The sequence below is a fragment of the Mesorhizobium sp. L2C066B000 genome (assembly GCF_000502335.1).
Lineage (GTDB): Bacteria > Pseudomonadota > Alphaproteobacteria > Rhizobiales > Rhizobiaceae > Mesorhizobium.
In genome coordinates this window covers 121165-135404 of sequence record NZ_AYWZ01000003.1, presented here as the reverse complement: position 1 = coordinate 135404, position 14240 = coordinate 121165, and the positions used below count along the sequence as shown (strand labels likewise).

Annotated in this window: 11 protein-coding genes and 3 pseudogenes; 6 read left to right on the top strand and 8 right to left on the bottom strand. The window is 63.2% G+C overall.

The window, feature by feature from the left end; genetic code table 11:
* Nucleotides 1-70: 70 nt before the first annotated feature.
* Genes X733_RS154490 through X733_RS154500 form a run of 3 tightly spaced genes read right to left on the bottom strand, consistent with a single transcriptional unit; the run spans nt 71 to nt 2720 of the window.
* Nucleotides 71-1153 carry an ABC transporter substrate-binding protein gene (locus X733_RS154490; RefSeq protein ID WP_023708596.1) on the bottom strand — a complete coding sequence of 361 codons (1083 nt, stop codon included), beginning with the start codon at nt 1151-1153 and terminating at the stop codon, nt 71-73.
* Between the two features lie 58 nt (nt 1154-1211).
* The gene (betI, locus tag X733_RS154495; RefSeq protein WP_023708595.1) at nt 1212-1892 is read right to left on the bottom strand and encodes a transcriptional regulator BetI; all 681 of its coding nucleotides are present in this window, start codon (nt 1890-1892) and stop codon (nt 1212-1214) included.
* Nucleotides 1893-1919: 27 nt separating this feature from the next.
* Nucleotides 1920-2720 carry a methyltransferase domain-containing protein gene (locus X733_RS154500; protein ID WP_023816426.1) on the bottom strand — a complete coding sequence of 267 codons (801 nt, stop codon included), beginning with the start codon at nt 2718-2720 and terminating at the stop codon, nt 1920-1922.
* Nucleotides 2721-2922: 202 nt separating this feature from the next.
* Here X733_RS154500 and X733_RS01000000166110 point away from each other — a divergent pair.
* The 5 genes and pseudogenes from X733_RS01000000166110 (at nt 2923) to X733_RS154510 (ending at nt 7738) form a co-directional block, all read left to right on the top strand.
* Nucleotides 2923-4541 (top strand): annotated as a pseudogene (locus X733_RS01000000166110) (NAD(P)/FAD-dependent oxidoreductase).
* Nucleotides 4528-5016 (top strand): annotated as a pseudogene (locus X733_RS0134480) (NAD(P)-binding protein); the annotation flags it as partial. The pseudogenes X733_RS01000000166110 and X733_RS0134480, both read left to right, overlap by 14 nt.
* 2 nt (nt 5017-5018) lie before the next feature.
* A pseudogene (locus X733_RS0134475) lies at nt 5019-6212 on the top strand (NAD(P)/FAD-dependent oxidoreductase); the annotation flags it as partial.
* Between the two features lie 51 nt (nt 6213-6263).
* A complete protein-coding gene (locus X733_RS154505) occupies nt 6264-7490 on the top strand; it encodes an aminomethyltransferase family protein (RefSeq protein ID WP_023818445.1) in 1227 nt (408 codons plus the stop codon).
* 2 nt (nt 7491-7492) lie between these two features.
* Nucleotides 7493-7738, top strand: a complete 246-nt coding sequence (locus X733_RS154510; protein ID WP_023818444.1) for a hypothetical protein — start codon at nt 7493-7495, stop codon at nt 7736-7738.
* A 3-nt stretch (nt 7739-7741) separates the two neighbouring features.
* Here X733_RS154510 and X733_RS154515 read toward each other — a convergent pair whose 3' ends face one another.
* The 4 genes from X733_RS154515 to X733_RS154530 all read right to left on the bottom strand — a co-directional run bounded on the left by X733_RS154515 (nt 7742) and on the right by X733_RS154530 (nt 10911).
* Nucleotides 7742-8800, bottom strand: coding sequence for a dipeptidase (locus X733_RS154515; RefSeq protein WP_023818443.1), 1059 nt, complete (start codon nt 8798-8800; stop codon nt 7742-7744).
* A 249-nt stretch (nt 8801-9049) separates the two neighbouring features.
* Nucleotides 9050-9349: a GNAT family N-acetyltransferase gene (locus X733_RS154520; protein ID WP_023715014.1), complete on the bottom strand. Its 300-nt coding sequence runs from the start codon at nt 9347-9349 to the stop codon at nt 9050-9052.
* Nucleotides 9342-9974: an alpha/beta hydrolase gene (locus tag X733_RS154525; RefSeq protein WP_023818442.1), complete on the bottom strand. Its 633-nt coding sequence runs from the start codon at nt 9972-9974 to the stop codon at nt 9342-9344. Before X733_RS154525 ends, X733_RS154520 begins: the two co-directional genes overlap by 8 nt.
* Nucleotides 9975-9978: 4 nt before the next feature.
* Nucleotides 9979-10911 (bottom strand): VOC family protein, encoded by a 933-nt coding sequence (locus tag X733_RS154530; RefSeq protein WP_023715016.1) that lies wholly within the window; start codon nt 10909-10911, stop codon nt 9979-9981.
* Nucleotides 10912-11128: 217 nt separating this feature from the next.
* On the opposite strand from X733_RS154530, the gene X733_RS154535 reads away from it, so the two are divergent.
* Nucleotides 11129-12682: an alkaline phosphatase family protein gene (locus tag X733_RS154535; protein ID WP_023818441.1), complete on the top strand. Its 1554-nt coding sequence runs from the start codon at nt 11129-11131 to the stop codon at nt 12680-12682.
* An 82-nt stretch (nt 12683-12764) separates the two neighbouring features.
* Here X733_RS154535 and X733_RS154540 read toward each other — a convergent pair whose 3' ends face one another.
* Entirely contained in the window at nt 12765-14069 is a 1305-nt protein-coding gene (locus X733_RS154540; RefSeq protein ID WP_023706302.1) for a PRC-barrel domain-containing protein, read from the bottom strand.
* Nucleotides 14070-14240 lie beyond the last annotated feature (171 nt).

Genomic DNA, 14240 nt, shown 5'->3' with positions numbered 1-14240 from the left:
ATTTCAGCGGCCTTGGCGAGACCGTCTGCCCGGCGCACTGACAGGCAGACAGAGGAGGCCGGACAGAGCTTTAGTAGCCTGCCTTGATCTTCTCGAATTCGGCGATCATCTTGAGCTTGAGCGACGACGGCACGGGCGATTGGAACAGGGTCTTGTCGACGAATTTCTGCACGTCGTCATAGCCCTTTTCTTTCAGGATCGCCGGGTCGACGCCGGCCATGCCCTTGGCGTTGGCCTGGCCATAACCCCAGTCCTTGACCAGCACCTTGGCGGTCTCGGGATCGTTGATCGCGTTGAGGTAGTCATAGGCCTTGTCGACATTGCCGGGTGCGTCCTTGAACAGCACGTAGCCGCAGACCCAGGTCGAGATGCCTTCGTCCGTATCCTTCTTGGACTTGATCGGCACACCGGCAGCGACGGATTGTACTGTGGCATCGTTCCATGCCCAGGCGAGATCGACCTCGCCGCCGCTCAGCAACTGCACGACGTCGGTGGTATCGGTCCAGTAGGAGCGGACATTTTTGTGCACCTGACGCAGGAAGTCGGAAGCCTGCTTGAACTGGTTGTCCGTCATCTTGGTCCAGTCCTTGAGCCCGATGGCAAGGCTGGCCAGCGCATAGGCGTCGTCGACATTGTCGCCGATTGAGACCCGCCCCTTGAACTTGGGGTCGGCGAAGGCCTTCAGCGACTGCACATCCTTCGCGTCGATCTTGTCGGAGTTGTAGGTGAGCTGGGTGTTGCCCCAGTCCCACGGCATGAACCAGGCCTTGCCGTCCGAAGTGGTGGCCAGATCCTTCATCGCCATGATGCCGGGATTGAGATCCTTCCAGCCGGTGATCCTCGAGGTGTCGAGCGGCTGCAGCAGCCCCGCCTCACGCCACTTTGTCACGCTCTGCGAGCAGGGATGGCCAAGATCGGCCTTGAAACCGGAGCGCACTTTCTCGAAGGCTTCGTCCTCGTCGCCGAAGAAGGCGAAGGTCGGCGAGTCGCCGTTCTTCTCGACATATTTGGGGTGAAAGCTCGGGTCCTCATAGCCCGACCAGTCGAACACGATCAGGTCCTTGTCGGCGGCGACCGCAATCGCCGCGGCCGAACCAGCCAGCGTCGCCGTCAGCGCCAATGTCAGTGTCAGGCGTCGGGTTATTCTTTTCATGCTGTTCCATCCTCTTTGTTTTTGATTGTTCGCTCCGGCTTGGATCTGCCGGTTGTTGTCAACGTCCGCTGCCCGGCCGGTAGTGTTTCGGAAAGGCGGCCGACAGGAATTCGTTTGCCGCCTGCAGCGCGCTCTCACGGGTGACGTCCTCGGTCCCCATCATCAGCCGCAGCCACAAGCCCTCCAGCATGGCGCTGAGCGCGAGCGCCATGACCTGCGGCTCATAGGCATAACCACCGCCCTGCTTGAGCGTGGCACAGAGGTCGATGAAGATCTTCTGGTAGGCCGCGTCGCGTGCGCCGCACAGCGCCTGGTAGGTCGGCCGCGACTTGGCCTCGCCCCAGAACGCGCACCAGGCCGCGAGCTTGCGCTTGTTGCAGATCGAACGGTCGAAATCGGCGGCGACCAGCGCCCGCAGCTGCCGGGCTGGATCCTCGCCGGCCTTGGTCAGCGCGACGCGCCAATGCGCCGCATATTCGTCGGCCATATAGGCAAGCGTGGCGACGAGCAGCTTCTCCTTGCTCTCGAAATGGAAGTTGACGATGCCGCGCGACAGGCCGGCGCCGTCAGCGACATCGGCCATCGTCGTTTCCGAATAACCGCGCTTGGCCAGCGAATCGATGGTCGCTTCGATCAGCTGCTGTTGCCTGACCTCCTTCGACGCCTTGCGGCCGCGTTTTTCCGGTTCGGTTTTTCCAGACGTGTCGGAGGATCGCTCTTCGCGCGCTGCAGCTTTCATCGGTGCCGTCATGCTCCACATTGCCGGCTATCCCACCACAGCCGGCTTCCACCCGCGAAGATGAGTGGGACGGTGCTCGCCACTGTCAAGCACCTTCTGCATGGCCTCCCAGGTTCGTATGTTCTTGTCGATATAGGCCGCTCCGACTGCGGCTGCCGCCGTCTGGTAGAGCGGGCCTTTCAGCCTTTCCAGCTCGCCGCGCGCGACCTTGCGATACCAAGAATTGCGGTCTCTGACGGCGACATCGGCAAAGCCGGCGCTGCGCATCGCTTGCGCATAGCGTGCCGGCGAGGCCATGGCGAAGGACAGGCCTTCGGCCGCGACATAGGCCTTCATCTCAGATGACGGCTCGCCGTCATGGCCGATCAGCCAGTCGGAGGCGGCAAAGACGCCGCCCGGTTTCAGCACGCGGAAGATTTCGGCAAACAGCGCGTCCTTGTCACGCACATGCAAAAGCGCGTCCTTGGAGAACACAACATCGAAGGCGCCATCGGTGAAAGGCAGCGCTCCGGGTGACGCCTGGATGAAGCTGGCGCGGTCTGAGAGCCCGCGTGCAGCAGCCCGCGTTCTGGCCGCCTCGATCACCGGGCGTTCGATGTCGAAGCCGGTGGCATGGGCTGCACCGTGGCGCTCGATCAGATGCAACGCGATGCCGCCGGAGCCGCAGCCTATGTCGAGGATCGTCTTGCCCTTGAGCGACAGGCCTTCGACCACCCGGTCGACCTCGTCGGGTCCGCCCGGCGACAGATAACCCTCGCCCCACAGCGCCTCGAGGAAGCGGATCGCGGCGTCGTCATATTCCGGCTCGCCATCTGCCGTTTCGATCATCAGACTTTAAGTCCCATCAGCCGAATTGCGCAGGTTCGAATGCCGGCAAAGCGTAGCGTATTAACAGGAAAACGCAATATAATTTGTTGAACATTCATTCAGAACGGCTGGACAGAATAGCCGCTGCCGTGCCAAATTCCGCGCATTCGGCGACAAATCACGCGAAAAATGAAGGGTCGAGCACCATGAAGGCTGGGCGCGAATGAAAGCTTGGGATGCGATCGTCATCGGCGGCGGACACAACGGCCTGGTCAACGCCTGCTATTTGCAACGCGCCGGGCTCGACGTGCTGGTGGTGGAAAAGAACGACTGGGTCGGCGGCGGCGCCACCAGCCGCGAGCTGACGCCGGGCTTCCTCTACTCCAACTGCTCCTATGTCTGCTCGCTGTTTCGCCCCGAGATCATGCGCGACCTCGAACTGCCGCGCTTCGGCTTGCAGGTGATTTCCTATGAGGGCGGCGCCGTGTTCACGCGCGATGGCGACTACCTCGCCAACTACCGCGATCACGATGCGCACCGGCGCGAATTTGCCCGCTTCTCCAGGCGCGACGCCGAGGCCTATGACCGTTATTCGCGCGACGTGACGCGGCAGTGCCGCTTCATCCAGCCGCTGCTGATGCGCACCGCACCGGACCCGACCAGTCTCAAGCCGCGTGACCTCGGAGAGCTTCTCTATCTCGGCAGGAAATTCGCCGGCCTGTCATCAGAAGAAATGGCGCTGACGCTGCGCTTCTGGACCATGTCGATCTCGGAATTCCTCGACGAATATTTTGAGACCGATGTCATCAAGGCGAACTTCGCTTTGTCCGGCATTATCGGTACCGCGCTCGGGCCGATGTCGCCCGGCACGGCCTACGTGCTGCTGCACCACTATATGGGCGAGGTCGACGGCTCGGTCGGCGCCTGGGGCTATGCGCGCGGCGGCATGGGCGCTGTCACCAAGGCGCTCGCCGCTTCCTTCGAGGGGTCCGGCGGCACCATCCGTACCGGCGCCGAGGTCGACCATGTGCTGGTGAGCCGAGGCAAGGCCAAGGGCGTGGTGCTGGCCGGCGGCGAGGAGGTCTACGGCAAGCTCGTCGTCTCCAACGCCGACGCCAAACGCACATTCCTGAAACTGGTCGAGGAGAAGGAACTGCCCGATATTTTCCTGCGTCGGGTCAGGAACTTCAAGGTCCGCGGCTCGTCCGGCAAGGTCAACATCGCGCTGGATTCGCTGCCCGATTTCCCGGCACTGCCGAAGGATTCGCCCGTTTATCGCGGCGACATGCATTTCACCGACTCCATGGAGCGCATGGAGCGCGCCTATGACGACTGGAAGGCCGGTCGCTGGTCGGCGACCCATTCCTCGACATGGTCATCCCAACGACGCTCGACCCGACCATGGCGCCGCCGGGCAAGCATTTCATGAGCTGCTTCGTGCAGTACGCGCCGCCCAAGGTGAACGGCCGCGACTGGACCGATACCGACCGCGACGGCTTCGCCGAAAGCGTGGTCGCGCAGATCGCGGAATACTCGCCGGGCTTCCGCGACCGCATCGTTCACATGGAGGTTCGCACGCCGCGCGAGATCGAAGCCGAGGTTGGGCTGACCGAAGGCAATATTTTCCAGGGCGAGCTGACCTTCGACCAGCTGCTGTTCAACCGGCCGGTGCCGGGCTACGCGCAATACCGTTCGCCGGTCGGCGGGCTCTATATATGCGGATCCTCGACCCATCCCGGCGGCGGCGTCATGGGCGCGCCCGGCCGCAATGCGGCAGCCGAAATCCTGCGCGATCTCGCCAAATCGACCTCCCATATGAGCCCGGCCCATGACGTCATTTGATGCCATCATCATAGGCGGCGGCCATAACGGCCTTGTCGCTGCCGCCACTCTCGCGAAAGCCGGCCGCAAGGTGCTGGTGCTGGAAGCCGCTGGCGATGTCGGCGGCGCGGCGCGCACCGAAGAGTTTGCGCCGGGTTTTCGGGTCTCCTCGATCGCGCATGTGCTGAACCGCCTGCACCCCGACGTGGTGAAGACATTGGAGCTGGAGAAACACGGGCTGCAGGTCACCCGTACAGACTTCATGCCGTCGGTCGCCTTGGCGAAGGACGGCCCGCCGCTTGTCCTGCATGGCGCCTATGGCGAAGTGCTGACCGGCTCCACTCCGTCCGAGCAGTCCGCCTGGAAGGAATTGCGCGCGCAACTCATGCGCTATGCCGGCATCCTGAAACCGTTCCTGTCGCGGCGCCCGCCCGATCTCGGTGGCATGTCGCTGCTTGAAACCGCAGCGCTCGGCCAGACGGCCGTGGCGCTGAAAANCAACTCATGCGCTATGCCGGCATCCTGAAACCGTTCCTGTCGCGGCGCCCGCCCGATCTCGGTGGCATGTCGCTGCTTGAAACGGCAGCGCTCGGCCAGACGGCCGTGGCGCTGAAAAAGCTCGGCAAGGAAGACATGCGCGACTTTCTGCGCGTTCTCCTGATGAACGTCGCCGACCTGCTCGACGAGCAGCTTGCCGATATCAGGCTGAAGGGCCTGCTTGCCTTCGACGCCACGCTTGGTAGCCATCTCGGCCCGCGTTCGCCGACCTCCCTGCTCGGCCTCTACTATCGGCTGGCCGGCGAGACCGGCGGTGCGGCAGGGGCACAGATGCTGCCGAAAGGTGGCATGGGTGCGGTCGTCGCCGCGATCCGCGCGGCGGCGGAGAAAGCCGGCGTCACCATCCGCACGGCAGCGCCCGTGGCCAGAATAGTCGTCGAGAAAGGCCGCGCCCTCGGCGTGACCCTCGACGGCGGCGAGGTGCTGCACGCCAGAACGATCGTCTCCGCCGTCAACCCGGCGACGACCATGCTCGATCTCGTCGGTCCGCGCGAGATCGACACGGGTTTCGTGCGCAAGGTAAAAAATATCCGCATGAAGGGCGACGCTGCCAAGCTCCATCTGGCGCTTGATCGGCCACCGCAATTTTCCGGCGTCGACGCCGATAATCACAAGGGCCGTCTGGTCATCGCGCCCTCGGCCGACCATGTCGAGCGCGCCTTCAACCCGTCAAAATATGGCGAGTTCTCAGCCGAACCGGTGATGGAGATCACACTGCCCTCGCTCTCCGACCCCTCGCTCGCGCCAAGCGGCGCCTGCGTGCTGTCGGCGACCGTGCAATACGCGCCTTACGCGCTGAAAGAGGGTTGGGATGCCGGCAAGCCGAAATTCCTCAAGGCTGTTATGGCGCAGCTCGAAGCGTACGCCCCCGGTATCGGCAAGTCCGTGCTGCATGCCGAGCTTTTGACGCCAGCCGGTATCGAAGCCAACTACCGGATGCCGGGCGGCCATTGGCACCACGGCGAATTGCAGGCCGACCAGATGCTGATGTCGCGGCCCGTCTCGGGCTGGTCGGGCTACGACACGCCGATCGAGGGGCTGTTCCTGGCCGGCGCCGGTTCGCATCCGGGCGGCGGCGTTTCGGGTGCTCCCGGTTTGAATGCGGCGCGGCGCATCATCGCGATGAAGGGATGATCGGATGTTTCAGCCAGTCAACGCCGCACTTTACGGCGAAGGAATGCCGTCATGACGAGTCCGGTCAACAACGCCGCCCGCACCACAGCGCAGTCGCATTTCCGCACACTGCGTCTCGGCACGCCGTTCCAGCCGCGCATCGATGCGCTGGCCAAAACTCAGGACTGGTACAATTGGGCCGGCTATCGCGCGCCGCATTCGCTGTGGGACGAGGAACTCGAATATTTCGCCATCCGCAGCCAGGCGGCTTTGTTCGACATCTCGCCGATGACCAAATACCGCATCGAGGCGCCGGATGCCGAAGCCTTCCTCGATCGCGTCACGCTGCGCGATGTCACCAAGCTGAAACCGGGCCGCGTCCACTACACCGCATGGTGCGACGACGAAGGTTTTGTCCTCGATGACGGCACGCTGTTCCGGCTGTCGCCGACCCGCTTCCGCCTGTGTTCGCAGGAGCGGCACCTGCCCTGGCTGCTCGACAGCGCCATCGGTTTCGAAGTGACCGTCGAAGAAGAGACTGAAAGCGTCGCTGGTCTCGCTCTGCAAGGCCCAACCTCCTTCGCCGTGCTGCGCGAGGCCGGCTTTGCCGGCGTTGAAAAACTCAAAGTGTTCGATCTCGCCGAGTTCCCGCATGACGGTAGCACCGTCACCATCTCACGCACCGGCTTCACCGGCGATCTCGGCTACGAACTGTTCGTGCCGGCCGAAAAAGCGCTCAGCCTCTGGGACCGCCTGATGACGGCAGGCGAACTGCGCGGCATCCGCGCCATCGGCTACGCCGCCCTCAACCGCGCCCGGCTGGAAGCCGGCCTCATCGTCGCCAATGCCGACTTCACCACCGCCGAGCATGCCATTCGCGCCGACCGTCTGCGCATGCCGGACGAGATCGGTCTCGGCTTCATGATCGATTTGGAAAAAGGCCATTTCAACGGCCGAGGCGCCATCCTCGAAGCCCGTGCCAAACGCAAGCTGCGCCACGTGCTGGTCGGGCTGGAGATCGAAGGCAACATCCCGGCCGAGCACACCATCGTCTACCACAAGAAGCATCAGGAGGTCGGGCTGGTCAGCGCCGCCATCTGGTCGCCGATGGCCAAGCGCAATATCGCCATCGCCTCGCTGACGCGTCCCTATGGTGATACGATGGTGGAAGACCTCTGGGTCGAGATCTACGCCATGCGCGAGTTGCAGTACCAGAAGCTGATGAAGCGGGCCAAGGTGGTGGCCCGTCCCTTCATCAAGCTCGACCGCCGCACCGCCGAACCGCCGGCGGATTTCTGATCATGGCCGACGAACCGGATGATGAGGCGGAAGCCGCCGAACAGTGGCAGCTGGTCAACACGCCGCTCGGCGAAAAATGGTCGGGTCGTACCCGCTATGCCGCCGCCATGTACTTCTACAAGCGCGGCGAAATGAGCGCCGAGACGCTCGAAGCCTACCGCATCTGCGCGCGGCTGGACTGGGAGAACCCGCTGCCGATGATCAGGGATCGCGGCGGCCAGGATTGGCTGAAGCGCATGGGCGCTTAAGCCTCAGCCTATGGTTCTTTCGAGAACGTTCAGCCAGTTGCGATAGGCGATCTTCTCGATCAGCGCGCGTCCGAAGCCGCGCGCGGCCAGCGCATCTACCAGCTTTGGCAAGCCGGCAACGTCGCCGATGACCGCCGGGATCATGGCGCCGTCGAAATCGGAGCCGAGACCGACGCCGTCCTCGCCCAGCGCCTGCAGCAGCGAATCGACATGGCGCACCATGATGTCGAGGCTGGTGTCCGAGTTCATCCGTCCGTCTTCACGCAGGAAGCCGGTTGCGAAGTTGAGCCCGACCATGCCGCCGGTCTCGCGGATGGCGCTGAGCTGCCAGTCCGTCAGGTTGCGCGAATGGGTGCACAGCGCATGCACGTTGGAATGAGTGGCGACCAGCGGCGCATCGCTGAGCGCGGCGACATCGCGAAAGCCCTTTTCGTTGAGATGTGACAGGTCGACCATGATCTTGAGCTGATTGCAGGCCTTGACCAGCGCCTTGCCGGCATCGGTCAGCCCCGGTCCGGTATCGGGCGACGACGGAAAGCGGAACGGGACGCCATGGCCGAAGGCGTTGGGTCGGCTCCAGACAATGCCGAGCGAGCGCAGGCCGGCTTCGTAGAGCACGTCGAGCAAGGTAAGTTCGGGATCGATCGCCTCGACGCCTTCGATGTGAAACACCGCCGCGATCGAACCTTTCGCCATCGCCTCGCGAATGTCACCGGCACTGCGGCAGACGGTCAGCGCCCCCGCTCGCTCCAGCCGAAACAGGATCGAGGCCATGCCGATGGTGGAATTGAGCGCATCAGCGCGTGGCAGTTCCGGCGGCAATGGCTCATTGTCGCTCGGCGCCGGCGGCACCGCAGAGCGTTTGCTCTTCTCTACCGGCGGCGGGAAGATCGCGAACATGCCGCCGGCAAAGCCGCCCTTCTTGGCGCGCGGCAGATCTATATGACCGCCCTGCGTCCCCTCGATGAACAGCTTTTCGACGTCGGTGTCTTTCGACTGGTACAGTCGCAGCAGCGTGTCGTTGTGGCCGTCGAAGACGGGGACGAGATCGGATTCGGTCATCAGGAAGCCATTCGGTCAGTTGGCAGGAGCGGACAAACCGCAGCGAACTGTGTACTTAGGCAAGAAGGCCGAACTGCGCAAATGCCAGAGAGGTGTTCGCTCTTGTGGCTGAGCGACTCCGACCACCTGCCGGGTCCCCGCTGCTTCGCAGCGTCCCGGCGTTCGCCGGCCTTTCATCGTGCCACCGGCACGATGAATTCGCCTTCGGCGACCGGCAACTCACCCCACAAGGGGAGAAGGGAAAAAGGTCTATTGCTTCAGCACATCCGCCCATTCCGGATGGCGGCGGAACTGGGCGTTGGCGAAGGGGCAGAGCGGGATGATCTTCTTGCCCACTGCCCGCGCGTCCTCGACGGCGCGTGTGACAAGCCGAAGGCCGGCGCCCTGGCCGCGAAACACGTCCGGCACTTCGGTGTGATCGATGATGATCTGGTGCTCGCCGATCTTGGTGAAGGTCATTTCCGCCTCGGCGCCACCGGGCCCGCGCAGGACATAACGTCCCTTCGAGCCGCGGTCCTCGAGTTCGATCTCAGGTAACTGGTCAGGCATCGCTTGCTCCTTCAACCGGCGCATCGGCAAAAAGCCGCTTCGCCGCTTCGATCTCGTTGGGCCGAATTTCGTGGCCGCCATCGTGCCACTCCACTGTGACATCGGCGCCATCGGCACGCAAACAGGCTTCCAGCCGCGACGTCAGGTTGGGCGGGCAAATCGGATCGCGTTTGCCGGCGGTGACCAGGATGCGGCGTCCGGCAAGGCTGCCCTGCACCTGCGGTTCGAACGGGATCAGCGGGTGCATCAGCACCGCCGCATCGAACAGCTCGGGCGCGGCGCACATTACCGACGCCAGGATGTTGGCGCCGTTGGAATAGCCGAGACCCAAGACCGAAGATGGTCTTGCCGCCGCCACCTGCGCCTTGATGAAACCGGCCATCTTGGCGGTCGCCCGCGCGAGGTCGTCCATGTCGTAGACGCCCTCGCCGGTGCGGCGGAAGAAACGCGCCGCACCATGCTCGGAAACATCGCCGCGCGGCGATACGATCGTCGCCTGTGGCGCGAGGTCGCGCCCGAGCGACAGCAGCTGGCTCTCGTCCGCGCCGGTGCCGTGAAAGACGAAGAGCAGCGGGCCGCCGGGCGAACCCGGCAGCGCCTTATGGATGTAAGCTTCCTTGCTCATCGTCTCAGCCTTCCAGCTTCTGCAGATGTTCTTCAAGATAGGGCCGCAGATGCTGGTGCTGCGTCGGCAGTTTCAGCGCCTCGCCGAGATGGGCGGTGTCCTCGTCGCGGTCGAAGCCCGGCTCATTGGTGGCGACTTCGAACAGCACGCCGCCCGGCGTTCGGAAGTAGATCGCCCAGAAATAGTCGCGGTCGATCACCGGCGTTACGCCATAACCCGTATCGATCAGCGCCTTGCGCACTTCGAGCTGCTGGGCGCGGTTCTCCACCGAGAAGGCGACATGGTGGACCGAGCCGGCGCCGAGATTGGCAAAGGCCGCGGTAGGCAGCGATTCGATATCGACGACATCAGCGCCGTTGCCGTTCTTGATGGCGAGCCGGCTGACACTGCCGGACTTGTCCACTTGCTCATAGCCCATGAACTTCAACAGCTCTTCCGTGGCGCCACCATCCTTCAATCTGAGCGAGACCGAGTGGAAGCCGCGTATCGCCTCATCAGCAGGAATGCCGCCTTTCAACCATGGCGCGCGGCTGTCCGCTTTGTCTTCGACCAGCGCGAAACCGTCGCCGTCGGGACCGGCGAAGGCCAGCCGCTTCTCGCCGAACGTCTCTTCGCGGGAGACACCCGCAACGCCTTCATCGGCGAAGCGCTTTTCCCAATAGCCGAGCGTGCCGGCCGGCACCGAATAGGCCGTGGTACCGACTTCCCCGACGCCATGGCGGCCCCTGGCAATGTCCGGGAACGGAAAATAGGTCATCACCGAGCCGGGCGTACCGTGCTCGTCACCATAATAGAGGTGATAGACATCTGGCGCGTCGAAGTTGACGGTCTTCTTGACCCGGCGCAGGCCGAGCTTGTGCGTGAAGAAATCATTGTTCTGGCGCGCATCGCCGGCCATCGACGTCACGTGATGCAGGCCCTTGATCTGGTCGAGCATTGTCTTGCTCCTTCCCTTCGGTTTGCGGCTCTTGCCGCTGTCCACGCCTATATGAGTGGCCGCCCGGCAATGGCAAAGGCGGCAAACTCAGAATGGACTGTATCCTAATAGTGAACAGCAGGAAATTTTCGTTCACCATTTAAGCAAGACTGACAGGCTTGCGCTGCCGCCAAATTCCGGTTCATTGAACGTCTTCCCGACGTGACAGGATAGAGCATTGGCCGCGAAAAGCAGACGCCCGAACATCCTATTGATCTCCTGCGACCAATGGCGGGGCGATTGCCTGTCGGCTGCCGGCCATCCCGTGGTGAAGACGCCGAATGCCGATGCGCTCGCCGCCGAAGGCGTCCTTTTCATGCGGCATTACGGCGGCGCGGCGCCCTGCTCGCCGGCCCGCGCGTGCCTCTACACCGGCCTCTACCAGATGAACAATCGCGTCTGCCGCAACGGCACGCCGCTCGACGCCCGCCATGGCAACATGGCGCTTTCGGCACGCGCCCTCGGCTATGATCCGACTTTGTTCGGCTACACCGACGTCTCGCCCGATCCGCGCACGATGGCGCCGGGCGATCCCCGGCTGAAAAGCTATGAGGGCGTGCTGCCCGGCTTCAGCGTTCGCCGGTTCCTTCCTGAGCATCAGAAACCATGGCTGTCATGGCTGAAGGCACGTGGCGTCGACACCAGCGCCGGCTCTCCCGGCATTCACCGCCCCGTGGGCGGGGAAGCGGGCGACGCCGTGACCAGCGCGCCGCCGGTCTATTCCAGGGACGAGACGCCGACCGCTTTTCTTGCCGGCGAATTCATTCGCTGGCTGGACGAACAGGATGCGCCATGGTTCGCGCATGTCTCCTTCATCAGCCCGCATCCGCCCTTTGTCGTACCGCAGCCCTACAACACGCTGTATGATCCGGCGGACGGACCGCCCTTCCGCCGTGCCGAGACTTGGCAGGCTGAGGCGCAAAGGCATCCCTATGTGGCTTACGACCTTGGTCGCCAGAAGCGGAGAAGCTTTCGCCCCGGCACCGACGGCCACGTGCGCGACTGGGGCGACGACAACATCCGGGCCATCCGCGCGATCTATTACGGCATGATCTCGGAGGTCGACGCGCAGCTTGGCCGCATCTGGCAAGCGATCAAGACGGCGAATGCATGGGATGACACCATCATCGTGCTGACTTCGGACCACGCCGAGATGATGGGCGACCATTTTATGCTGGGCAAAGGCGGCTTCTTCGACGGCAGCTATCACATCCCATTGATCGTGCGCGACCCACGACGCGGCAATGCAGCCGGCTCGATCGTCAACCACTTCACCGAGGCAGTCGACATCTTTCCGACTTTGCTCGATCTGCTTGACGCCGACGCCCAGCTGCATCTCGACGGCCGCTCGCTAAAACCGTTCCTGCAAGATGAACCGCCTAAGGATTGGCGCGACGCGGCGCATTGGGAGTTCGACTTCCGCTCGATTGCCAGCGGTGAGGCCGAACGGCATTTCGGCATCGGCTCGCGCCAGTGCAACCTCGCCGTCATCCGTACGGAAAAATTCAAATACGTGCATTTCGGCGGCGGCCTGCCGCCGCTGCTTTTCGACATGGAGAAGGGTCCGGGCGAACTGGCCAACGTTGCCGCCGACCCGGCCTATCTCAGCGTGCGGCTTGAATTTGCCGAGCGGCTGCTTGCCTGGCGCGCCGAGCATCTTGACCAGTCGTTGGCGCTTGCAGAGCTGACGGACGAAGGGGTGGTGGGTATGTGGGTAGGCAGTAGGCAGTAGGCAGTAGGCAGTAGAATGTTCTGGCGGCTAATGCCTCGTCACTCGGTTTTCGCCTACTGCCCAATCCCTACTGCCTATTCCCTTACTGCACCATCATCCGCTGCTGGTCGCGCTTCTCGGCATAGCTGCCCTTGTCATAGGCGGCCTGCGCCTGCAGCTGCTCCTTGGTGAAGTTGGTGTAGAGATATTTGTTGCCGTCCTTGTCGGTCATGAATTTGAGCTTGTCCATGCCGACCGCGACCTCCTTGGCGCCGATGCCTAGAAAGCCGCCGACATCGATGATGACGGCATCCGGCTTGCTGTCGGGCGTGAGCACGACGTCGCCGATCTCGCCGACCTTGGCGTCGTTGGCGCCATAGACGGTGGTGCCCTTCAGGTCGTCGCCTCTGATGTTACCGACCGGCATTTCGGTCAGTGTGGACTTGTCGATCGCTGCCGTTTGCGTCGGATCGGTGGCTTTTGTACCGGCCGGAGCTTCCGCGGTCTTGTCCGCGGGCTGAGCATTGTCAGCCGGTGCAACGGCCGTCGGGGCAGCCGGAGCAGTCGGTTGCGTCGCGTCGGACGTTGTCGTCACCGGCGCCGGATCATAGGGCTTGCGGTCGAAATCAGGCTGCGCCTGCAGTTCCTCCTTGGTGGTCTGCGCCACCAGCCAGCGATCGCCGTTCTTTTCGGCCCACTGCGCCTTGGCGAAATCATAGGTGACATTCTTTTCACCCATGCCAAGGAAGCCGCCGACGCCGATCACCAGCGACTGCGCCTTGCCATCCTTGGTCAGCACGATGTCGTTGACGTCGCCGATATTCTGGGCATCGTCGCCAGTGCCATTGTAGACATTCTCGCCGATGATGTTGGTTGCGAGATTGCCGTCAGCGCGTTTCACCGCCGGTTCTGACGGCGCGGCGTTGAGATCAACCGGCTTCTGCGGGTCGTTCTGCGCCGTGGAAGCAGTGGCCGGGGCCGGATCGTAGGGCTTGCGGTCGAAATCGGGCAGCGCCGTCAACGCTTCTTTCGTCGTCTCGGCGACGAGCCAGCGGTCACCATTCCTCTCGACCCATTGCAACTTGCCGTAGTCGAAGGCGACGTTCTTGCTGCCTATGCCGAGGAAGCCGCCAACGCCGATAATGGCGGATTTCGCCTGGCCGTTTTCATCGAGGACGACGTCGCTGACGTCACCGATCTTCTGCGCATCGTCGCCAGTGCCATTGTAGACGGACTCGCCGATGATATTGGTCATCAGCGCGCCGTCGGCCTGTTGCGGCGCCGGCGCGATGGTAGCAGGGGCTTCAGCCGGCGCTGGGGTCGTCGCCGGGGCCGTCGTTGACTGCGCAAACGCACCGGTAGCGATCAGCGTTGCGAGTGCAGTCGTCGCGAACAGTGTGCGGATCATGATTAAGTCTCCTCTTGCGTGATCTCATGCGCGCCGCAATCGGCAAACCACTTGCCGGGAGACCGAAGGCGGCGCCTCCAATGGGATCACAACGTTGTGACAAGGCGCTTGTTCCGAAAAAACGGGAGCATCGAAATACCCTGGGCAAGTCCGCGGAATCGCCCGACATTC